Genomic DNA, 20852 nt, shown 5'->3' with positions numbered 1-20852 from the left:
AAAGAGCATGTTGTTAATGAGAGTGGTGGTTCGAGTTTCCACCCGTATCCATGATGGTGCCCGTGGCATTGATATCGCCATTGACGCGCAGGTTGCCATCCAGCGTGACCTGGGGGATCTGCAGCGTTGCAGAGGGGGCTTTCACGAGAACAGGCTGGTCAGCCTCCAACGTCACGCCGCGAGCGCACTTCAATACCAAGTCACCCACGTTATCCAGTGTCATCACTCCGGCCTTCCGGTCATAGCTCACCACCGTACCATCGCTGTACCGCACGTAGTCGGTATCTTCATCGACCACTGGCGGTGGCTCAGCGGTTGAATAGATGCCGCCCAGGCAAACACCGCCGACACCATCGCTATCGAGCAGCACTGCCACCTGTTCGCCAATCTCCGGCATCAATGGCCGCCGCTTCGTGCCCTGAGAATTACGCTGCGGCACGTTTAGCCAATAGCTCTCGACCCCATCCCGGTCGTCCAGGCGCACACGTATACGGCACGTCAGGTAGTCCACGGCACTGACATCGCCGTATTCCAGTTCAACACCCATCAGACGACCACCTCACGTTGCGGACCGTAACTTGAAAGCGCCAGGTCAGGCTTGATGCTGTCCTTGCTCAATGAGATCGACGCGGCTCCTACTCGGCACGCCTCCTGATCGACCGTGTACCCGCCGCTACGGGTGATCCGATGATGAGAAGCCGTGATCAGGTAATCGCCGCCCAGCTTCCCTGCAGCGATCAGCGTCACGACATTACCGCTCACCAAGTCAGGCCGCCCCATCGTTGTCCAACTGCCAATTGTGCGCTCACGGTTGGACTTGGCCAGGTCGGCTTTGGCCTTAGCCTTGGCCAACTCCTCAGACGCCGCGCGCTTGCGCTGCTTCTTGGTGTCCGCGCTGGTGGTTGCCTTGCTCGAACTGCTCGGCACGGCCACGGTTTCTCCGTTGACGATGTCATAGGCGATCAGCTTTTTCTGCGCCGGCTCCTTGTGCTTGACCGCGACCTTCTGCGGCACGACGGTGATCTGATCGCGCACCCGGACGCTTGCCAGGTCGCCGAGCGCGAAGCTCGCCACTGGTTTGCCCTTGGCCAGGTCGCTGATTGCGTGGAAGACCATTCGCTTGCCGGTGACCTTGAATGCGTAGTCGTACTCGCCTGCCAGGTTGCGCAAGAAGGTCAAGTCAGACTCTTGCTGCGTAAGCCGGTCGAGCTTGATCGGCTCGATACGCCCGATCAGCTCAAGCCCCTGCCGCGATGCGATCTGCTTGGCAACGGCATCGAGCGTGGTGTTTTCGTAGGCACGGTGTTCAGTGGTGCGCAGGGCGGACTGGATGCCGGCACCGAGGGCTCGGATGTTCACCGTAGAGGGTGGTGAGTTCAGCTCGACCTCATCGATTTCGAAGTTGCCCAGGACCCGCAGCGGCTTTCCTTGCCAGCCGATGGACAAGGTCAGCATGTCGCCATGTCCTGGATACCAGGCATCGGTCCACTTACCCTCGGCGTCCTCCAGTTCGATGTCCAGGCTATCGGCCTGTCCGGTCAGGAAGTCGGAATAGGCCAGCGATATGAGATGAACGCTGATGTCGTGAGTGATGTTGCGGTGCATGTAGCTCAGCACGAAGCGAGCGTCGGGCACCTGGTTTGGCGTCAACGCATCCACGGTGGCAGATCCTCGGTAGCGGCTTGTTGCTCAAGCATTGGGATGGCAAGTACCAGTCCGGCCGGCAAGGCGGCATCGAGCGGTACATGTGGGTTCGCCTGGACGATGGGGTGATAGCGGTGGGCATCGCCGTAGTAAAGCCAGGCCAAAGCATCCCAGCGCTCGCCCTCGGTAGTGACATGCTGGATAAACATGGTCAGACCTTCCTGGTGATGACTTGCGCGGCCAGGCCTGCCAGCCGAGTGCGTGCGCTGTCTATGGTGGTCAGGGCCTGGTCGAGCGAGTCCCGCGATGCCGAGAAGCGCTCGACAATGTTCCCGAGATCCACAGGGTTCAAGCTGGAGCGAGCGCCCATCACGCTGCCCAGTACGTCATCCCCCAACTTGACCAGGTCTGCACCGTCCTTGAGAAGTCCCGCAGCGCCGGCAAGGCTCTGCAGCGGTTCAATCGCTCGGGCAGTGACCCCGAGCAACTGCGGGACCTGCCCCAGGATCATCGAGGCGTTACCAGCTTTCACCTGGTCGTAGAGATTCTTGCCGGCCTGCAGAACATTCGCCGCAGTCTTCGCGTGACCGATCACCGCCTGGACCGTGCTGGGCGATGGCATGAACTTCGACAGCAGACCAGGCGAGCCAGCTGCAGCGGCACTGGTGCCGCTGACTGCGGGACTGATAAGCCCCGGAGTTGGCCGCACTTTACGGGTAAAGGCCCCGGTGTATTCGCGCAAGCTCAGTTGCACTGTCGCCGATGCAAGCTGGCCTGTCGGGGACATACGGTGATGAGTCAGGCTCAGATCTGCGATTACCTGAGGGCCAAGATAGTCGCCGTTGCCCAGAACCAGGGCGAGCGGTTCGTGTCTCGCCTTGGCCTCGCGCAGCGATTTCCAGCGGGCGGCGGGGTCGCCAAGCTGCGGGCGAAGCTCGATGCTCAGGCTCGTCTCATCCAGCCCCTCGCCGATCCATTCAAGCAGTGGCTTGCCCTTGATGCGGGCGTGCTCGGCCCATTCTGCAGCGCTGCGCAGTTCCATCCCGACGATGCCGCCTGCAACCGTGAACTCAATGTCTCCCAGGATCGCGAACATCAGGCTAACCCTCCGTTGTCCGGGCCGTAGCTGCGACGACGGCGGTCATGCTGGAAGCGCTCCATGAAGCGAACGAACTCGTCATAGCCGCCTTTCAGCGCTTGGTTGATTTCCTGGACATTCGCACCAGGAGGCAGCTCGATCTTCGGGGAGTAGTGAACGACCATGGCGCTCTCGCCCTGTGCCGGTGACATCGCACCAGGAGCACCAATGCGGCTAGCCATTGACACCTGATCAGGAGAAGGCGGTGTCCTTGCCAAGGACGGCGTATCAGGTTGGCCGATCCTTGGTGCGGCCAGATCAACCGCAGTCATACCCGACAGGCCTAGAGCCGCCTGGTGGACAAGCCCGGCCTGATCAGTGATACCAATTGCCGCGCCTTCACTGATGTTCGCTCCGTAGCCAATGAACACACGACTCGGCGACTGGATGCCAAGCGTCTCGGTGAACCAACCCTTGATCGAAGTGCCAACACCGACAATCGACTCCTTTGCCGCAGTCAGGGCATTGCCGATGCCGTTCACTAGCCCCGTAATAATCATGCCGCCGAATTCGCTGAACTTCGCCGGCAGCTCAATTCCGAAGTAATTCATGACCCCGCTGAATGCTCGGTAGAACAGTCCGATGGGCGAGAAGTTGACGATCAGCCCAACGATGCCCGCCAGGCCACCGTTGAATCCGGCTTTGATCTCCGCCCACAGCCCGCTGAAGAATCCTTTGATCGGCTCCCAGTAGCGGTAGATCAGGTACGCGCCAACCGCGATCCCGGTGATCGCCAGGCCAATTGGGTTCATCAACAAGGCTCGTCCAAGCCAGAGCACGGCCTGGCCGGCCAGCTTAAGGCCGAACAACAAGGTGCCGCCCAGGACTCTGCCCAGGGCGAGTACACCTCGGGCAGCCATCATCAACGGCGCACCGAAAGCCGTGGCTATACCGCGCAGGAACAGCCCGCTGAAGCGCAACACCGTGCCGATGCCTGAGCCCACCCGCCTGAGTCCGCTGATCGCTGGGGCAAACTTGCCCATTTGCCACATGGCCCGCAGGAGCGTCCATTTCGCGGATAGGCTGGTGATCGTGGTGCGCATGGCAACGAAAGGCGACAGCATCAGGTTGACGCCGTAGGCCAAACCGATGAATGCCAGCTTGCCAGCCAGCAAGCCGGCGACCAGGCCGACAACCCCCTTGATGACCCCTGGATTCTCGCTTGCCCAGGCGGAGAATGATTGCATCACCGGCACCACCGCCTGGGTGACATCTACCAAGGCAGGAATTAATGCACTACCAATGGAAATACCTATGTCTGCCAAATTGACCCCAAGTTGCTTCAGTTGCTCTTTGGGGCTCTCCATTCGCTTTTTCCAATCCGCATCACCGACGCCCTTGTCGGCGTCATCAATGCTGGTCTGCTGAATTCCAGCTAGATCCTTTCGGTTTGCCAGCGCGGGTCGTACAAAGGACAGCACCTGCATATCAGCAAACAACTCGCCCAGCTTGTATGCCTCATTCAGGCGCTTTAGAGCCGTTTCCCGCTCAGCGTCGTCTTTGATCTCCATCGCCTTTTGAAACTCGCCAGCTGCCTTTGGTCCCTTACTCCCGACGTACTGAGTAATGATTTCCAGCATCGCCTGGACGGGCGTAAGACCTTTGCCGACTAGGCTTCCCATGGACTTCTGAAGGTCTATACCCGCCCCTTCAAACGACTTGAGCGTGTCCTTGGCTGTTAGCTTCGATAGGAAGTTCTTGAAGTTGTTCGCCGCTTCGTCGTTGGTACCCGCGCCGCGTCGGGCGATTTGCAGAGAGGCCCCGATTTCGGCGACCGCTCTTTCGCCTGTGATGCCTAGTGCCGCGAACTGCGGGGTCAACTGAGGTAACCATCTGGCCATATCCGCCAGTTCGAATTGCCCGCTTTTGCCCGCCGAGGCCAACATATTCATGGACCGCTCGAATCCGGCAGCACTAATGCCAAGGTTGTCATTCAGGGCAATCGCCACCGAACCAAGGTCATCCATACTGGCTCGCGTTGCAGTCGCGAACTTGGCCATCAGGGGTGAATAGGCCGCTAGCTCTTTCGCATCCGATATACCGCCTGCGATAAGCACGGCTGCACCTTTCGCGACTTCGGTTTGAGTCTGGTTCCACCTCAAGGCAGCGCCGCGCATGACATTGCTCAGACGCTCCTCTTCCGCTCTGTCAAAGCCACCCGTAATCGCGATGTCATTGGTCTGGTCCTTAAAATCGATAGCCGTACGCATCGACTGAACGATGGGGGCTCCCAGCACCGCTGCGGTTCCGACTGTCTCCATTGCCTGGCCACGCAGGTCCGCGCGGGCGTTCTTCAGTGTTTCGCCGCGTGCGATCCTGGTGTTGAGACGCTCCTGCTTAAGCTTGAGTTGGTCGATGCTTCTCCCGATCTGATCGTACTGGCGGCGCATTCGACCCAAGCCTGTACCGCCATTGGCCAAAGCGGCAGACAACTCTGCACCCAAGGTTTTGTGCTTGGCAGTCAACCCATCGGTCGCCCGGCCAAGCTGCTGTACCGTGGACTTGGCTGTACCGAACGCTGCATGCAGGCTACCCGAGACGGCTGCGCCGATCTTTAATCCAACCAGGACTTCATTGGCCATAGTTTGCTACGCTGCTGGAATGTTCGAAAAAGTCGCCTTGATCACTGCCAAAACTCTCTATGCACTCGCCGTCGGCGCGGGTGTGATTTGGCTCGCCTGGCTGTGCTTGGTGCATCTGCCGTTCTGGCTGGCGGTGCTAATGTTCTGCCTTGGCCTGCCGGTGCTGGCCCTGGCGGCCACCCCCATTGCGGCAGGTGGCGCCCTGATTGGCGGGCTGGTCGCTGGGGCGATCGCGCTTATTGCCTCAGTTGCTCGGCGGCCTCAACGCGGCGGTTGATCTCCCGCTCGCACACCTCGCACCAGCGCCAATAGTCATCCATTGTCAGCTTGCGGATTTCCGAGGGCTGCATCCTGAGCACCAGGAGCAGCGCCTCGTCCCAGGACAACAGCAATGTCTCCGCCGCCAGCCATTTCCCGAAACACGTCAGTGACGACCCGCGAATCGGCAATGTCCAGTTCGCCCAGGTCCTCAACGGTCAGGCCGGTCATCTTGGCGAACAGGAAGTCTTCCTGGGCGGCTTCGTCTTTTGGCGAGAAGTTGTGCGCTGCGGCTAGATCCTTGCGCTTGAGGCGCTTGATCGGCAGCGATTCGATACGGTTGCCAGCGGCAGTGGCGAAAGGAAATTTGAGGGGGATGCTGAGTTGGTCGGCCATCAATTTCTCCGGGTTGATCAGTTGCTCTGAAAGAGACCTGAGCATCGCACCGGGCGGTGAGGCTGGCTTTTGACCGGGTTTAAAGAGGAAGCCCCGCTAACGCGGGGCCAAGATTATAGAGCGGCAAGAATTGAAGACGCGATAGTGCTGATGCTGGCTACGTGTGGTAGCGCGGTTAGTAACGCAGAAACAACCGTCTTGCTGGGTTTTAGGGAGGCCAGATTAGCCTCCACAGCATCCACGATCTCTGACGCCGCCCTTCGTTGAGAGGCATCGAGCGTGGAAATTATCTGTCTTAGAGCCTCAACATAGTCTTGCATGTCAGCGCCGAGCGTAACCGTGTTAGTCGAGTTATCAACGGAGTTGTTATTGACTCGGGCGTTGTGCCCGTGGAAGTTGTAGGTGATGCGTTCAACCTTTGCTTTGGCTTCAGGCAAGCCAAGCTTTTTAACTTTGATTTGATAATGAGCAGGGATGCCGTGGAACGCCTCGTAAAATGTTGGATCAAGAACCTCGTAGGTTTCGGTTGCTCCATTGGACATTTTCCGCTGAATCAGATCACCGACCTCAATCAAAATATCCGACCGATCAATATCCACCTGATTGGGCTGTACGGAAGCCTTGATCCCCTCCAGAGTTTCTCCGTTTTGCTTTCGTACTGAAATCGTGTCGTTCATAAAATCTTCAAACATTTAACGCTCCTTGCGTGGGTTGTTCAAAGAATTCGTACCTGAAAACAGAGCCCCGCACAATGGCGGGGCTCCGATTCCGTATGAACGGGCGCATTGTCGTGGCTAAGCCTGCCCGATATTCTTCCGATACTTGGCCAACTGATCCTCCCCCCCAACCTTGAAGATGTTGGCCAGGTAATCCAGCAGCACCACCTCGCTGCCGTTGAGCATCTGCCGGACGTAGATCGCGGAGAACGGCGATTCGAACTTCGTCGGGTCGCGCGGCTTGTACGTCCCCAACTGGTACTCCTTGAACATCACGGTCATCAACGTGACCAGTGGCATCTCGTCCACCAGGCCAGCGCTGTTGAAGACCTGGACGTTCGACCGGAGCTGCAACTGAACTGTCTTGAACGGCGTTGCGAAGCGCTTGGCGGCGTCGTAGTACAGGCTGTTCCAGACGATCTTGCCTTCCAGCTTGTCGATCCCGTCCGGCAGCTCGATCAGGCCGACCATGCCCAGTCCCTGGAAGTCGCTCATCACGGCCTTGACCGTGCCCAGGTCGATTTCCTCGACACGTCCGAAGAAGCTGTTGCCGTCCAAGTAGACAGAGGCGTTGGTGATGCGGTGTGCGCTGAACCCTGCCATTACTCGGCCCCCAGGTTGACCAGGTACTCCCCGGTAATTTCGGTTTCAAAGGTGCCCCGCTCAAACGGCAGCGGCACGGTGAGTTTGTAGTTGAACAGCATGTGCCCGAGCTCCAGCTCGGTCTGTGGGTTGCGCGCTGGGTCGTACCAGCATTCGCCGCCAATCAGTGCCTGGTCACCGATCAGCTTGCGCATGAACTGGTTGACGCTCTCGGTGATGCTCTCGATCAGCGCGTCCGTAATCGGCTGATCCACGAACTGCAGCGAGCTGTAGCGGATCGACTCGTCGATGATGTCTTTGGTACGGCGCACGTTTTCGAAGTTGCGCATGTGCGTTACGGTCGGCCAGGCCGCCGTGCGGTTGCCCCACAGGCGTAGGCCGGTGCCAAACGAGTTGAACACGGTGGTGATGCCGTTCTCGTTGAGCAGGTTCACTTCGCTGCCGGCATCGTCGATGCGGGCCGTCAGTGGACGCTCCAGACCGATAACGCCCAACAGTTCCTTGTTGGAGCTGCTCCACCAGTAGCCGTTGTCGTTGTCCACCTTCGCCCGCAAGCCAGCGGCCCGAATCGACAGAGGCTGCAGCCGTTCACCGTTCGCTGCGTCGTAGACCTTCACATGCGGGTAGCACAGACGAACTCGGTCACTGCTGGTGTTGAAGTTGATCGAGCCGGCCGGCCCGCGCCCGGCGATGGCTTGCTGAACGGTGGTACCGATAGGTGCGTCAATGTAAGTCATGCCACCGACCTTGGTCGCCGAGGCGATCAGCTCGACGCTGACGGAGTTGAGCGTACTGAAACCCGGTGCGATGAAGATCTTCGGGAAAAAACCGAACTCGTTATAGCTGTCCTGGAACGCCAGCAACCCGGTGCGCTGACCTGCGACCGAAACCGCACCGATGATGTCCGCTGGCGTGACCTTGGTGGGGTCGGCGTGGGTGTAATCGATCTTCACCTGACCATTGACCGGGATCGAGCCGGAACTGAGCCGCGTGACCAGGCCGCCGAGCATGTCGGCGCTGTAGTCGATGTCCAGGTCATAGGTGGTAGAGCCGTCCTCGCTCTTCACGGCCAGGACTTGCAAGGCACCATGGTCGAGTTGCAACCGGTCGTTGTCAGCAAACTCGCCCGCTGCGCCGGCCACGTTGCTGCGGTGCACGGCGGGATCGAGCACGTTGTAGACCAGGACCGTACCTGCGCCGAAGTCGTAAATGCCATCGAGTGCCTCGGGAATGCTGAAGCCTGTCAGGTGGCCGCCGAACTGGGCGCCGTCAATGTCGTTGAGCGACAACGTCAGCTTCTTCACCGGCCCGGTAGGCGCAGTGCCGATCAGGGCGATGACAGCCGACTTGACCACCTTCACGCCCCGAGGGCCGCGCTCGACTTCCGTCGTCTCGATGCCATGCAGATAGTTAGCTGCCATTGGCTTGATCTCCTTCATGCTTCGCGACTGCCTTCTGCTTCGCGGGTTTGCTGGTTGCCGTTGCTGGCTCGGGCTCCAGATGCTTCAGCTCCAGCAGCACCTTCGTGTAGTCATGGTCGGCAGGCAGCTCGACCGGCTGACCTGGTAGCAGCTGGACGTCGAGCAGTCCACCGTCAACGCGCAGGCAGGCTGCGCTCTGCGGACCGCTGTAGCGGTAGCGAGTGAGATTCATTGGAAACCCTCATGTTCGAAGTCGGCGCGGGTAAGGAGCGGATCGCTGTGTGGAGCTACGACCTGGACCTGCGTTGCGCCAGTGGTGATGTCCAGGGCGTACTGCCAGACGCCCTGGGCGTGTCCCAGGAACTGCTCCATCAATGGCTGGCATGCACGGTCGCAGTGTGGTGGGTACCAGCCGGTCAGCACCTCGCGAATGCGGTCCAGGTAACTGGTGACGCCGTCCTTGCCATTGAGCTGGCGGAACACCAGGGTTAGACGGAAGATCAACTGGCGCTCCTGGAAGGCCGCATCGGTTGCCTCGGTGTTGTTGAACTTGCTACGCCCGTATGCCACCAGGATGGCGCCACGGGAGTGGTTCAGGCGGTACTGTCCTGGTGCTTCCGGGAACAACTCCACCGACAGCTCCCGAGTGAAGTGCTCCTGCAGGCGAGCCAGTAGAGCGTCCTGCAGTACCGTGGTTTGAGTCTTCGGCGCCATCAGTAGCCCCTCCAGACATCATCGCCAAACTGCTGGCGACGAGAGCGGACACGGATTTCGCCAGGCTCGGGGGCTGCTTGACCGGTAGGCATGCCCAAGGTGACGACACCATCACGGATGCTTTCCAGCAGCTTGATGGTGTCCTTGCGGCTGTCCTTGACCGCATCCGGCATCGCGCCTTCTGGCCGGCGCTGGTAGAGCCAGTGCCGAGCCAGCAGTACGACTGCATCCCGCAACACAGTCGGTACTGGATCAATCGGCAGCTCGTAGCGTCCGCGCAGATAGCCGTCTACCAGTTCCTCGGCCTGGCGGACACCATCTTCGATCACGCCCTCGTCCGGCAGATCAGCTGCAGGATCATCGTTGGAGAGCTGAACAAGCGTCAGTTCAGGGATCGCCCGACCTACGTCGTCGCGGTTGCAGTAGCGCATGGTCAGATCCCGCGCACGATACGGATGATGTCGCCCGCTGCCGTCGCGGCGTCCAGCGCAGTGCCATTGCTGACACCTTCCGCGTGAACGACGGCACGGCCAGTGGCGTCCGATTCGACTTCGGCGCCTGCCGCGATAGCCCCGCCTGCAGAAACCAGGCAAATACCGAGGACATCCACGGGAGCGGTGTTATCCGCTTCGGTATCCGCCGCAACCGAGCCCAAGGACTTGGCGCCTGCAGCGCACAGGCCGCCGTCCAGGCCGGCGAAGCGATGACGTGGCAGATCGACCAGGGCCAGCAACGTGGTAGTGAGCACAGTTTGCTTGGTCTTCATTGGGAATCGTCCTTTGGTTCGATACAGCGGTTTTTAAGCAGAGACCGTGCGACGGCATCGGTCAGCAGAAGATCGTCACCTTCGGTGTACAGCTGGCCGTTGAGCAGCACATCACTGCGGGAAGTAACGCGGTAGCCGCGTGTTTCGGGTTCTGGCTCGGGCTCTGGCGCCCGGCTGGCATCGACAATGACCGAGGCTTGCGGGCCGGTGGTCGGCGTATCGGGGCCGTTGCCTGCTTGAGCTGCCTGATCCTTGGCAACCTCGGGCTTCTGCTCTTTGTCTTGTCGCGTAGATTTCTCAGCCATGGTCCACCTCAGCCGTTGATATCGGAGATCAGGTAGCCGGCATCGGCGCCGACGACGACGGGCTTGTAGATGTCGGTGTTGCGCACGAAGTGGAGCTTTCCGCCAGCGCCGTCAAAGGTGTCGATTTCGGGCATGCCTTTGCGGCGCAGGGTGTAGCCGAAGCTCGGATCTTCGTAGTTGGTCTGTGAGCCAGCCTGTGGCTTGGAGACATAGGCCAGCTGCAGGGTGTCGGTCCAGATGTCGCCTACCGAGTTGGTGTTGGCGAGCGCTTCACCGATGTAGATGTCATTGATACCGAACAGCGCTTTGAGATGCTCGATGGTGATCAGCTTGCGCTCGTTGCTGCCCAGAGCTTCCTGCAGCTTCGGGTGGAACTTGAGCGATGCGTAGGTCGAAGCACCCATGGTGATGGTGTTCGGGCGAACGCCGATACGGCTGCGGATAACTTCTTTGCCGCGCTCGACATCCTGGATCGGGTCGCCACCACCGTTGCTCCACTGGCTGTTGCCGGCCAGGGTCACCTTGGCGCCAGACAGATAGGTGCTCGGGCTTTGAGCAAGCTTGGCGCAGGCGACTTCGCGACGGAGATCAATCACGTCGACGACGCGGCGCGAAGCGCGTGCCTGGGCATCGAACATGGCTTCGTTCTGTTCGCGGTAGTCAACTGGGTAAGCGATGTCATGCTCACGCAGCACCACGTCCAGGCCATCAGCATCATCGGGATTCATGATGTTGGACTGAGCACGAATCGCGCGCTCGGTGTGATACAGCTCGAACGCTTCCTTGCCGAACAGTGGGATGACGCCCGCTTCCTTGTCCATGAAGGCAATCGGGAACAAGGCTTCACCGATGAATTGGGCGTTGCGGTAGCCGCGCGCCAGGTTGGTCAGTACCGGATCGACGACCCGGAGTTTACTCAAGCGATCTGCCATGGTGGCTCCTGTGGATTAGATGAGTTGGCGAACGGCCGACTCGTAGGGGATGTTCTTCTCTGCGGCCAGTGCGGTTGCGCGCTGGTGCAGCTCCAGGCGGTCGGGGTCGGTGTTCTTCTCGGCGAACTCCAGGTCGGCCTTCACCGAGCCACCGCCGTGGCGCCCCTTGCTGGCCTTCTCGGCGAAGTCGATCTGCTTGGGCAGGTCGCTGAAGATCGCCTTGAGGCCAGTGGTGACCGGCTGACGTTCGTCGCCCTCGCCGAACTCCAAGGGCTTGTCGTTGGACTCGGCGAAGTCCAGGGCTGCGATCAACGCAGGGGCATGCTTGGGCAGCAGGCGACCTTCGCTGACCAGTCCTTCGGCGAAGGCGACGTGGCTTTGATGGATGCCATCCAGGCGGGCCTTGCGACTCTGTTCCTGGTGCTGCTGGACCTGGCCTTTGAGGCGCTCGTTTTCCGCCTGCATGGCGGCGATCTCTTCGGGATTCACGGTGGATTCCTCGGTGATGGGTGGGACGGGTTCTGAAAAGGACGGGCGCGGCTCATGCTCACGCGCAGCCTCGGCGAGGCTGTTGATTTGCCAGTCGGGGATCACCTGGTCGGCGACCTCCAGGCCGCGATCACCGATCAGGAAGTCACGCAGCCGGCGCCACAGGGACGCGCTGGTTTCGTGACCGAAGTCGCCGAACTCGATAACACCTTCTTCGCCATCGGCCAGCTCGATGGGCCGCAGGCCCTTCACCGCTGGCGGCTGTGCGCCGAGGAAGCCGACATGGCGCAGGTAATAAACGCCAGGGACAGGGTTGTTCGGGGAGTCCGGGTGATAGAAGGAGGCGGAGATTTTCTTGAAGCTGCCTTTGCCCACCAGGTCGGCGAACGCCGGGTCAACTTGCGTGGGGGTGGCGATCAACCCTTCGGTGCTGGCACTGAGCGATTGAACCCAGCCCGCCGCTGGTGCGTCGTGCTTGGGGTGACCGATCACCAGGGGGGCTTCATGTCGAGCAGGGTCGTAGGCCAAGACGGTGGCAGTCAGATCTGATTCGCTGAAGCTGAAGCTGTCACCGCTCATGGCGACGTGCTTGCCGGGCTTGAAAATGTGCAGTGGTTTCATGAGCTGTGCGCTGCGTTTGATGACGATGCGCACAGCCTGACCCGCCGATGTCGGCCTGACTTTTAATCGGGTTTAAAGAGTGGCAATGCTCGGGATTGGCGAGAGACGAGAAACGAAGTGCCGGACAGCATGCGGACTAGCTTTTATAAAGCCTTGTAAAGCAGCAAACAGCGTTGCCAAGCGATTGCTGGATGAACCGGAGCGCCTGAACAGCTTCGGCGCTCCAGAGGCCGTTACCGGCGAGCGGCCTTTTCCAGGTGAGCAAGGGCGAGATCCAGGATCGACTCTGCGGCCTCGGGTTGCAGCTTGCCATCTTCGTCCATCGGCAAGTAGGGGCGCGCAGGAATGTCGCCCCACAAGTTCGGGAACTCCTGTTTCTCGCCCCCGAAATGCATCATTGCGGCATACACCTTGTTGCTGCCCACCAGGGCGCTACTACTATCTGCGTGCGTAGTGATCGATGCCGCCAGCCCGCCTGCAGAGATCTGGAGCATCTGACCTGGCCAGGTACCGGACGCTTCCCGAATAGCAGTGGTGACCTCGGACAATGTCGGCCAGGCATTGCCCGACTGGCCTTCGTCCTCCAGGTTCTCTTCTGTGATGCTGGCGAACTCGGCGGCGATGCCGCGCATCAGCGGCGCCAGTTCGCCGACAGCCCATTCGACCCTGGAGAGTGCTTTCTGAATCGCCTGGTGATCCAGGTCAAGCGTGATCATGCAGCCCCCTTCGCTTTCAGTACGTCGGCCAGGCCTTCACCTGGACTGTGATTGAATCCAGGATCAGTACGGAACTGGCGGACTTTGCCGTCCGAGCCAGTAACCCTAACCACTGTAACCTCGGCGGTCCTGACTTCTCCGGTACGCTTGTTCACTCCGACTTCGACAGTTTCCTGGCGCACAGTCTCGGCGCTGTATACGAGCGTCAGCTTGCGACGTTTCATGGCGGCTTCGGACAGCGCGGTCACGCGGCAGCGGCAGTTGAAGCCGTTCGGTGGATAGATCGCAGACCACACCGGATCGTCGTGGCGGTACACCACACCATTGAGCGCAGCATGGCTTGGCCGGGTCTTGCCATCCATGATCGCAACGTATCGCCAGTACGGATGGGTTTCCGCCGCGTCTTCCATGGCCGCCTTGCGACCGGCCATGTAAGCGCTCTGCAGGTTGGTCTGGTAGATGGTCTTGAGCCGGTACGGGCTACCGAGCTGTACCAGCTCGGCTTCGCCCTGACTATCGACTATCACCTGCTTGCCCCACCAACCCTGTTTCTCCAGGATCGGCTGAAGCTCGGCGGTAAACTGCTTCAGGGTTCGACCTTCCTGCAGCGCACGCTCCAGCGACTCGCGGATGTCCGACAGCAGGTCCAGGCGCATGGCCTTGGCCACGGTGAATGCCTGGTCATGGGCGGCATCGAGCATGTCCTGCCAGTCCCAGGTGATCGCATACCCCTTGCTCTTGAGGTAAGTGATCGCGGCAGCAGGTTCCAGCCCGAAGATCGCCTTGAGGTCAACCGGGTTAACGGACTTGGCCATGCTCAGTCCTCCAGGTCTGCCGAGGCGCTGAGGCGGCCCCAGGTATCTGCGATGAACATCAGACGCGCGAGGTTCTCCTGCAGGGCGATGGCGTCCAGGTCTACCGAGATCTCTGCAAGCATTCCCAGTGCCTTGGACTCATCGTTCTCTTGCTGCAGCGCCTCGATCACGGGGAGCAACGCTTGCTCGGCCTGCTGCTGCAGTTCGGTGGCGGCCAGGCCCTCAATCGCCTGGTCGAGCGCGTATTGATCCAGGACCGGGCGTACAGCAGGCGCCTCGGCAAATTCGGGCTGAGCGGTCGAAGAGACCTCTTCGATATCGCCGGGCTGGAGGTTGTAGGTTCTCTGCCAGTAGGCGGCAGTGAATTTCACACCCGACTCGGTCAGGGATCGGTCGCGCTCGGCCAGGGTCTTGTCGATCTGCTCCTGTTCCCACAGCTCGTACACGGGGGCATCGACGTGCTCGCCGAAGTTGAGATCGACCACCAGACGGATCGCTGCATTGAGCGTTGCCGCGACGATGCTGGCGTCACCGTCTCGGATGTCCTCGGTTACGTCCAGCCCGGCCATCGCACTGGCGCGGTTCGAGGTCGCTTCTGTGGTCTGGTTCTGGCCAAGCAACGCGACGTTGATCTCGCTGCGGCAGTACATCAGCAGTTCTCGGTACACATCAGCACTACCGGTCTTGCCTGCGGCTTCCTTGATCTCGACGCTGGAATCATTGGGGATGACCGCGACGGCGTCCTGGACCATCTGCTCCAGGCTGTCCAACAGATCGTCGGTTTCCTTGGTCGCCGCACCACGCGGGTGCTTGCCGATCAGCCACGGGCTGCCGTACTTCTCTGTGAACTGCACCCAGAACTTCAGCCCGCCCTTCATGAATACCACCGGCCAAAAGCACATGGACAGGTCGGCGAAACCGTACGGGTTGTTGTAGGTCGCGTCTTGCCGGGCAACGATGAATCGCTGCGGGTCGCACAGCTCGCCCTGGATGCCGGCATCGCGGGCACGGAAGCGCAGCTGGTTGTCCTGGTCGAACAGGAACCACTCGGCGGGCTTGCCCAGCAGGTCGTCGGGTATCAGGTGCAAACCGACGGATTTCCACATCAGTTCAACCGGTTGATAGCCGAACAGCGCAGCATCGATCAGCTCGCGGATTATGCGGTCCAGGTCGAGATCAGCCAGCCAGTCGCGGACGAACCGCTCTACGCGGACCGGAGCCTGGCGGCGCTTCAGATCACGCTCCAGCGCGAGCACAGACGACTTGCGGCGACGGATGTTGCCGCCGACCAGGGCCGCGCTGCGCAGATCCCGGTAGACCTTGATGTCCTTGCCTTGGGCCTTGAGGATCGGGTCAGGGTTGGGCAGGTACATGCCTAGAGCCTGCGCATCGAAGCTGCGACCACGGCTGGCGATGTGGTCTGTCAGGCTCTTGTCGCGCCGGGTTTCGGCGAAGGTGACGAACTCGGTGGGACTGACCCACAGGCCCTTGCTGCTCATGCGTACCCCTGGAAGATCTGAGATGCCGCACGACGGCGGCGGGATTTGACTTTGACTGGAGCAGACGCGCTGTCCAGGGTGGCGAAGTTGGCCAGCACGCCAGCCCCGGCGAAGTCGCCGTGGCGGTAAAGCTCGGGGTCCTTGAGGTCCTGCTGACGGGCTTTGACGATCATCGGGATGCCATCGACTGTCTCGATTGCACGGATGTCTTGTTGCAGCGAGTCGTCCTTGGGCAGCGTGATGGTTCCGTCTTCGAACAGGCCGACAAAGCGCGGCATCCAGGCGCCATACCAGGCACGAGACAGCTTCACCTGGTGAATACGTTCATGGCCGAACTCATCGGCGGTGTCCTCGGCCAGCGTCTCGCCGTTGCCCGAGGCGTCCAGAGCAGCGCTGATGAAGTTGTGAAGGCCCCGCAGAATCGCGAACAGGATTTGCTGTTGCTGCCGGGTCGGCACCTTGTGCATCTCGATCACGAACGGCACATCGCGGTGGCGTTGCTGATCGACAGACATCGGGCAGATGACAGAAAAGTCGCGGTGACGGGCGTAGTCCATGCCGAGATACCAACGCAGCTCAGGGTTGAGTTGCTTCAGCAACGGCAGCAGGTGCAGTTCCATCCAGGTCTCTATGAACGCTTCGCGGCGATAGACCGCTTGCTGGGTGAAACCTTCATCCAGGGCGAGCCGGAGGACTTGCCGATCCGGACGCATGGCGTCTTCGATCCACACGCCAGGTACACACACGCCGTTGCCGTCCCGAGGGATCGCATCCAGCTCTTCGCGCATCTGCGCCTTACGCGGGCCGTATGCATTGCGAATGCTTTTGTACCAGGCTTCCTTACCTTCGGCGGTCGGCTCCTCGCCGCGCATCATGCAGCGTCGCTCGAACAATCCATTGGCGACGGCATCGTCAAAGGTGGCCTTGTAGACCACCGCGGCATCGCCGTAGCGGCCTTCCTGGATGTCCTTGATCATGCCGTTGAAGGCATTGGCCTTGCCGTTGTGGGTACTGATGATGACGATCCGTCCACCCCAGATCAGCAACGCGGTCGCGGCATCGAGCACGGCAGAGACGTTCCTGTGATATGCCGCCTCGTCGATAATCACCTTGCCCTGCAGACCACGCAGGTTGGCAGGGTTACTCGACAGCGCAACGATCTTGAAGCCCGAGGCGTAACGGATACGGTAGGCGTTGATCTGGCGGGTGTTGCCGGACTCGTCCTGGTCTTCGAACAGGAACTCCTCGATCTCGCTGACACCCGAGGCCTGGGCCTCAGCGATAACGCGGGAGAATTTGGCACAATAGCCAATGAACTCCAGCCCCTTTTCCTTGGTGTCGCCGACGTAGAACACGTCCATGCCGCCCGCGCTCTTGCGTGATGCAGCCGTGATCACGGAGTCCAGCGCCTCAGCGAAGGTAATGCCGGTACGGCGACCTTTCTCGCAAAGCTTGATCTGGGCGTTGATGGCCAGCCAATCGGCCTGGTGGGCCATCAGCAGTCCTTCGGTGATGGGGTTGTAGCCCTGGGGGATGGAGCGGACGGACTCCGGCAGTTCGTCCCACTCGACGACCCGCAGAGTACTGGTGCTGGGCTTCACTGCCGGAGCGCTCATACCTTGACCCCGAGGAACTTCTGCCTCCAGAACAGTGCCTGTTCCTCGTCCATGCCACCGCTGCGAACTTCCTTGTCCAGCTCGGCGGCTTGCTCCTGGAGGAGCCGGTCGCGGGCAGCACGCTCGATAGCCTGGCGTTCCTTCACGCTCAGGGTCCTGGCTTCCATGGTCGCCTTGGCAGCGCGGGCCAGGGTGGCCACCTCCTTGATGGTCACGTCATCGTTTTCATGGGCACCCAGCGCCGCTTGATAGGTCAGGGTCGAGATGGCCTCGACCAGCAAGGCGCCAGTCTTGTCGCTGGCATCCTCGCCCAAAGCGCCGACGAAGGCTTCAGCCTGCTCGCGGGTCTGCCGAGCCTTCTCTGTGAGCTGCTCGAAGCCCACCTTGAAACGGCCGAGGGCGCTACGGCTGGGCGCTTTTTCGTTGGGGAAACGATGGCGAATGTCCTCCAGCATCTCGTCCAGGGTCATCCGGTCTTCGCGCAGCAGCTTTTGGATGTAAGCCTTGACCATTGGGGGTAAGCGGTTGATGGAGGATTTACCCGCCATGGTCAGGCCCCCGGACGCTTGATGCCGGGAACGCGGGCACGACCGGCCGCAATATCCTGGCCGCGCTCTGTCAACGTGGCCACCAGCACCGGGCCGATATCATCCAACGAGACGGCACCTTGTTCGGATAACCACTGCAACTCGGTCTTCACCTGGTCACGGCTGATGCTGTGGCCGTAGCTGTCCAGAGCGGCATTGAGCACTGAGCTATTCGCCCTATACGCAGGCATCTCAGCGAGCAGGCGCAGGATCACCAGGCGCATGTCCTGGCGCAGGAAATCGGCGTATTGGCTCATGGTTTTTCTCGCAGTAGATAATCGTTGATGCGGTCCACGGCGCGGGTCAGGCCTTGCATGGCCGTGAGTTCGGCACGGACAGCCTTCATGTCGCCAAGCAGTTCCGTGATGGCGGCGTGATCCGGCAGGTGCCGGATGCGCTCCTCCAGGGCGACGATGCGGGTACGCAGTTCAAGCATCTCCTGCGCACTGGCGGCCTGGCGGTTGGTCATCCAGGTGTAGATACCCACCACAGTGATCACCACCCATTGCACAGTCTGGAAACCGAACTCCAACTCGTTCAGGTTCATCGCAGTCCTCGCTTGGCCAAATGCTCCAGGGCGCTCTTGCAATCAATACAGTGCTCGGTACCCGGCTCGGCCTGGCGGCGATCTTCCGGGATCGCATCACCGCATTCCTCGCAGCGGTACGCCGATGGGCCAGAGCGGTGCTGCAGGCCACTGCGATGGGCCAGCAACGCGGCCTCGGTGAAGTCGTTGTCCTGCGCCTGGTCAGCTACATCCATACACGGTCAGTCCTTTTGTTCTTGACGGTCGAGCAACGCATTGAGCTGCGCCAGGTTGTTGCGAGCCCACATCCCGTAGTCCTGGGCGTGTGCCAGGATGTCGGCGGGAGTGACACCGCTTTCCAGTAGTTCGGCGTCAGTGCCGGGGGCTGGGATGGACGTTGCTTGAGGGTGGCTGGCAGTGGTGCCTTGGGCAGCGGCTCGCACACCGAGGGCGGCGTTGTAGTCGCGCAGCCAGCCAGCAGTGAACACGCAACGAGGAATGGCAACAGGCTTTGCCGCAGGCGCAGGCAGGTAAACGGTGGTGACATTGGGGATTCGCTCCTGGAGATGATCCAGCTCGGTTTGGTGTTGGGCCTTCGCGTTGATGAGCTGGGCTTCCGCATCGTTGGCACGGCGCATCTCGCTTAGCAGGTCGTCCAGGTTCTTTTGCCCATTTGCCAAGGCTTGCTCGGCGTGCTGCCGTTTCAGATCCGCCAGGTCAGCAGCACCTGCTGCCGCAGCCTGACGGTCTCCCAGCCCGTACCCGACAGAACCTGCTGCAGCCGCGCTCAGGGCGCAGGCTGCAACAGCCCAGGCCAGACCAGTCGGCAGGGACAAGTAATCAAATGCGGCCATGCTTGCGCCTCCGGTTGCGCATGCTGCGCGGTCGCCGGCTGGCACAGGTCAACCAACTGCCAGCAGCGGTGGGTGGGATACAAAACCAGGTGAGTGGCAACGGCAACAGCAGCTGCAGCTTCACGATGGCGTGTCCTGGTCGGGCCCCTGTTTCACCAGGCGGGCGAGGAACAGCAGAAGGGCCAGCGCGCTGTTGAGCACCGCATAGGCCCGATCAGAGAGCTGCGCTTCCCACATCGGTAACACGTTGATCTGCAGGAAGCCGAACAGAGCGATCAGCAGGCCGAGCTGGACGCTGTAGAGGCGATAGCAACGGCGCCAGTTGGCGATCAGTTTCATAGCGGCTCCCCGTGGTAGGCACCAGGAACGATGCCTGCCAGTTGCAGACCTTCGCTGATCAGTGCATCGCCGTACCAGGCGCCGCCAGGGAGTGGGCCTGAGCCGTTTTCATGTCCGATGATCCCAACCACCAGGACGAGCATGGTCCCGTAGTCGTACACATCGATTCGCCCATCAGGCGATACACCCATGCGGTTAGCCACGTTGCGGATGTAGCTTTCAGTGTTGTTCTCGTTGGGCGGCGCCCACCGTCCGATGATCAAACGTGGGGTACGCAGACCATGTTTGTCCTGGTACGTGATCAGGGTGCGCGCGATAGCGCGGATGCCCCACTGGGCGCCAGTGAACTGGACGAAGTCGGCGTCGTTCTGGTTCGCCGACATACCTTGCCAGCGAGTGCCTTTGACGTGTCGGATGTTGCCGGGGTTGTGATTGCGGATGCCGCGCGGGGTGTTGGGTCGCATGACGCCTCCTGCTGGTTGGGCGCCAGAACGGCGCCGAAACGAACACGCCGCCATGATCGGCGGCGTGTAGCAGGAGTTCTTTTAATCAGGTTTAAAGAGATTCAGCTATCTGCCGCAGGTCGACTTTCACTGCAGTGCTTGGGCTTTGGTACTTCGAAAACCTTCTACGTCGCAGTGTCATAGTCATATGATGTTAAGCACTCACGCGTTCTGAGATCATTGATCCGTTTCGTTTCCAGCAGCTGCCAAGCATTCCTTTCGGTTCTCTTGATACTGATCTAAGAAGTCCTTGATCGCACCTGGAGTCGACTCTACGCCACCCTTACGAGCTGCGTCGGTTTGTGCGTGCCACCAACTGCGAGCGTTGCCGCCAGCAATACCACAGCGGCCAAGAGGGTCATAAATTGTGGCGCCAAACTGCTCTTTGGCCGATTCAGCCAAGTCCCCAAACAGGCGACTGTGCGCACCTATTGCCTGCAGGTTGCCACTCTGAATAACACTGGGACCCGCGAGCATAGTTTTGTCCAAAGCCTCCACTAGCCGTGTGGCCGCAACCAAAGCATTAGGGCTCCCACTAGGGTAAATAGAGGCCTGGGCAACAGTCGAGCTCGCTTTCACGTCCGAGGCGGCAACCTCTGGCACCTGCTTAGCTTTTGGTCGAGGAGCTGAGTAGTGAGCGATGTAAAACGCGACAGCCGCAATCATCATCCCAGCAAAAAAGATTGGCCAACGACTGGGCACTTCGCCCGTTTTCTTGTCTTTGAACAGTGCGGGTTTAAACAAACCAGCAATGGCAAACGCCACGAAAATCAATCCCATAACAAAGACAACGTCAGACATCCCTCTCTCCT

General features: G+C 60.4%; 29 protein-coding genes. 1 reads left to right on the top strand and 28 read right to left on the bottom strand.

Annotation, left to right across the window (positions count from 1 at the left end):
- Positions 1 to 13: 13 nt before the first annotated feature.
- The 5 genes from ACODSK_RS12200 to ACODSK_RS12180 are packed head-to-tail and all read right to left on the bottom strand — an operon-like array spanning position 14 to position 5364.
- Entirely contained in the window at positions 14 to 547 is a 534-nt protein-coding gene (locus ACODSK_RS12200; RefSeq protein WP_489016283.1) for a phage baseplate assembly protein V, read from the bottom strand.
- Positions 547 to 1659, bottom strand: coding sequence for a phage late control D family protein (locus tag ACODSK_RS12195; RefSeq protein WP_489016281.1), 1113 nt, complete (start codon positions 1657 to 1659; stop codon positions 547 to 549). The genes ACODSK_RS12200 and ACODSK_RS12195 overlap by 1 nt, the downstream gene beginning before the upstream one ends.
- On the bottom strand, positions 1647 to 1853 hold the full coding sequence (locus tag ACODSK_RS12190; protein ID WP_489016279.1) for a tail protein X: 207 nt from the start codon (positions 1851 to 1853) through the stop codon (positions 1647 to 1649). Before ACODSK_RS12190 ends, ACODSK_RS12195 begins: the two co-directional genes overlap by 13 nt.
- A 2-nt stretch (positions 1854 to 1855) precedes the next feature.
- Positions 1856 to 2740 carry a phage tail protein gene (locus ACODSK_RS12185; RefSeq protein WP_489016278.1) on the bottom strand — a complete coding sequence of 295 codons (885 nt, stop codon included), beginning with the start codon at positions 2738 to 2740 and terminating at the stop codon, positions 1856 to 1858.
- Positions 2740 to 5364 carry a phage tail tape measure protein gene (locus ACODSK_RS12180; protein ID WP_489016276.1) on the bottom strand — a complete coding sequence of 875 codons (2625 nt, stop codon included), beginning with the start codon at positions 5362 to 5364 and terminating at the stop codon, positions 2740 to 2742. Before ACODSK_RS12180 ends, ACODSK_RS12185 begins: the two co-directional genes overlap by 1 nt.
- Before the next feature lie 19 nt (positions 5365 to 5383).
- Here ACODSK_RS12180 and ACODSK_RS12175 point away from each other — a divergent pair, with 19 nt between their 5' ends.
- The gene (locus ACODSK_RS12175) at positions 5384 to 5641 is read left to right on the top strand and encodes a hypothetical protein (protein ID WP_489016274.1); all 258 of its coding nucleotides are present in this window, start codon (positions 5384 to 5386) and stop codon (positions 5639 to 5641) included.
- A gap of 35 nt (positions 5642 to 5676) precedes the next feature.
- On the opposite strand, the gene ACODSK_RS12170 is transcribed toward ACODSK_RS12175, so the two are convergent.
- From ACODSK_RS12170 to ACODSK_RS12060, 23 genes are all read right to left on the bottom strand, one after another.
- Positions 5677 to 6018: a phage tail assembly protein gene (locus ACODSK_RS12170; RefSeq protein ID WP_489016272.1), complete on the bottom strand. Its 342-nt coding sequence runs from the start codon at positions 6016 to 6018 to the stop codon at positions 5677 to 5679.
- Between the two features lie 113 nt (positions 6019 to 6131).
- The gene (locus ACODSK_RS12165) at positions 6132 to 6710 is read right to left on the bottom strand and encodes a hypothetical protein (protein WP_489016271.1); all 579 of its coding nucleotides are present in this window, start codon (positions 6708 to 6710) and stop codon (positions 6132 to 6134) included.
- Positions 6711 to 6812: 102 nt separating this feature from the next.
- A complete protein-coding gene (locus tag ACODSK_RS12160) occupies positions 6813 to 7337 on the bottom strand; it encodes a phage major tail tube protein (RefSeq protein ID WP_489016269.1) in 525 nt (174 codons plus the stop codon).
- Positions 7337 to 8776, bottom strand: coding sequence for a phage tail sheath subtilisin-like domain-containing protein (locus ACODSK_RS12155; protein WP_489016267.1), 1440 nt, complete (start codon positions 8774 to 8776; stop codon positions 7337 to 7339). Before ACODSK_RS12155 ends, ACODSK_RS12160 begins: the two co-directional genes overlap by 1 nt.
- Positions 8748 to 8990, bottom strand: coding sequence for a hypothetical protein (locus ACODSK_RS12150; RefSeq protein ID WP_489016265.1), 243 nt, complete (start codon positions 8988 to 8990; stop codon positions 8748 to 8750). Before ACODSK_RS12150 ends, ACODSK_RS12155 begins: the two co-directional genes overlap by 29 nt.
- Entirely contained in the window at positions 8987 to 9472 is a 486-nt protein-coding gene (locus ACODSK_RS12145; RefSeq protein WP_489016263.1) for a Gp37 family protein, read from the bottom strand. The genes ACODSK_RS12150 and ACODSK_RS12145 overlap by 4 nt, the downstream gene beginning before the upstream one ends.
- Positions 9472 to 9903 carry a gp436 family protein gene (locus ACODSK_RS12140; RefSeq protein ID WP_489016261.1) on the bottom strand — a complete coding sequence of 144 codons (432 nt, stop codon included), beginning with the start codon at positions 9901 to 9903 and terminating at the stop codon, positions 9472 to 9474. Before ACODSK_RS12140 ends, ACODSK_RS12145 begins: the two co-directional genes overlap by 1 nt.
- Before the next feature lie 2 nt (positions 9904 to 9905).
- Positions 9906 to 10238 (bottom strand): capsid cement protein, encoded by a 333-nt coding sequence (locus tag ACODSK_RS12135; RefSeq protein WP_489016259.1) that lies wholly within the window; start codon positions 10236 to 10238, stop codon positions 9906 to 9908.
- A complete protein-coding gene (locus tag ACODSK_RS12130; RefSeq protein WP_489016258.1) occupies positions 10235 to 10543 on the bottom strand; it encodes a hypothetical protein in 309 nt (102 codons plus the stop codon). Before ACODSK_RS12130 ends, ACODSK_RS12135 begins: the two co-directional genes overlap by 4 nt.
- 8 nt (positions 10544 to 10551) lie before the next feature.
- Positions 10552 to 11475, bottom strand: a complete 924-nt coding sequence (locus tag ACODSK_RS12125; RefSeq protein WP_489016256.1) for a major capsid protein — start codon at positions 11473 to 11475, stop codon at positions 10552 to 10554.
- Between the two features lie 15 nt (positions 11476 to 11490).
- The gene (locus tag ACODSK_RS12120; RefSeq protein WP_489016254.1) at positions 11491 to 12585 is read right to left on the bottom strand and encodes a peptidase; all 1095 of its coding nucleotides are present in this window, start codon (positions 12583 to 12585) and stop codon (positions 11491 to 11493) included.
- Between the two features lie 233 nt (positions 12586 to 12818).
- Entirely contained in the window at positions 12819 to 13301 is a 483-nt protein-coding gene (locus ACODSK_RS12115; RefSeq protein WP_489016253.1) for a phage virion morphogenesis protein, read from the bottom strand.
- Entirely contained in the window at positions 13298 to 14116 is an 819-nt protein-coding gene (locus ACODSK_RS12110; protein ID WP_489016252.1) for a phage head morphogenesis protein, read from the bottom strand. Before ACODSK_RS12110 ends, ACODSK_RS12115 begins: the two co-directional genes overlap by 4 nt.
- A gap of 2 nt (positions 14117 to 14118) precedes the next feature.
- Positions 14119 to 15615, bottom strand: coding sequence for a phage portal protein family protein (locus ACODSK_RS12105; RefSeq protein WP_489016250.1), 1497 nt, complete (start codon positions 15613 to 15615; stop codon positions 14119 to 14121).
- Positions 15612 to 17231, bottom strand: coding sequence for a hypothetical protein (locus ACODSK_RS12100; RefSeq protein WP_489016248.1), 1620 nt, complete (start codon positions 17229 to 17231; stop codon positions 15612 to 15614). The genes ACODSK_RS12105 and ACODSK_RS12100 overlap by 4 nt, the downstream gene beginning before the upstream one ends.
- Positions 17228 to 17779, bottom strand: coding sequence for a phage protein Gp27 family protein (locus ACODSK_RS12095; RefSeq protein WP_489016247.1), 552 nt, complete (start codon positions 17777 to 17779; stop codon positions 17228 to 17230). The genes ACODSK_RS12100 and ACODSK_RS12095 overlap by 4 nt, the downstream gene beginning before the upstream one ends.
- A gap of 2 nt (positions 17780 to 17781) precedes the next feature.
- The gene (locus ACODSK_RS12090) at positions 17782 to 18075 is read right to left on the bottom strand and encodes a VpaChn25_0724 family phage protein (RefSeq protein WP_489016246.1); all 294 of its coding nucleotides are present in this window, start codon (positions 18073 to 18075) and stop codon (positions 17782 to 17784) included.
- Positions 18072 to 18365: a DUF2730 family protein gene (locus ACODSK_RS12085; RefSeq protein WP_489016244.1), complete on the bottom strand. Its 294-nt coding sequence runs from the start codon at positions 18363 to 18365 to the stop codon at positions 18072 to 18074. Before ACODSK_RS12085 ends, ACODSK_RS12090 begins: the two co-directional genes overlap by 4 nt.
- A complete protein-coding gene (locus ACODSK_RS12080) occupies positions 18362 to 18580 on the bottom strand; it encodes a TraR/DksA C4-type zinc finger protein (protein ID WP_489016242.1) in 219 nt (72 codons plus the stop codon). Before ACODSK_RS12080 ends, ACODSK_RS12085 begins: the two co-directional genes overlap by 4 nt.
- A 6-nt stretch (positions 18581 to 18586) precedes the next feature.
- Positions 18587 to 19198, bottom strand: a complete 612-nt coding sequence (locus tag ACODSK_RS12075) for a lysis protein (protein WP_489016241.1) — start codon at positions 19196 to 19198, stop codon at positions 18587 to 18589.
- Between the two features lie 120 nt (positions 19199 to 19318).
- Entirely contained in the window at positions 19319 to 19537 is a 219-nt protein-coding gene (locus ACODSK_RS12070; protein ID WP_489016239.1) for a DUF7940 domain-containing protein, read from the bottom strand.
- Complete coding sequence (locus ACODSK_RS12065; RefSeq protein WP_489016237.1) at positions 19534 to 20001, bottom strand: structural protein; 468 nt, start codon at positions 19999 to 20001, stop codon at positions 19534 to 19536. The genes ACODSK_RS12070 and ACODSK_RS12065 overlap by 4 nt, the downstream gene beginning before the upstream one ends.
- Positions 20002 to 20217: 216 nt before the next feature.
- Positions 20218 to 20841 carry a hypothetical protein gene (locus tag ACODSK_RS12060; RefSeq protein ID WP_489016235.1) on the bottom strand — a complete coding sequence of 208 codons (624 nt, stop codon included), beginning with the start codon at positions 20839 to 20841 and terminating at the stop codon, positions 20218 to 20220.
- Positions 20842 to 20852 lie beyond the last annotated feature (11 nt).

The organism is Pseudomonas sp. FG98, assembly GCF_057808595.1.
Note: the sequence above shows the minus strand (reverse complement) of the source record. Positions and strands in the feature narration are given on the sequence as shown.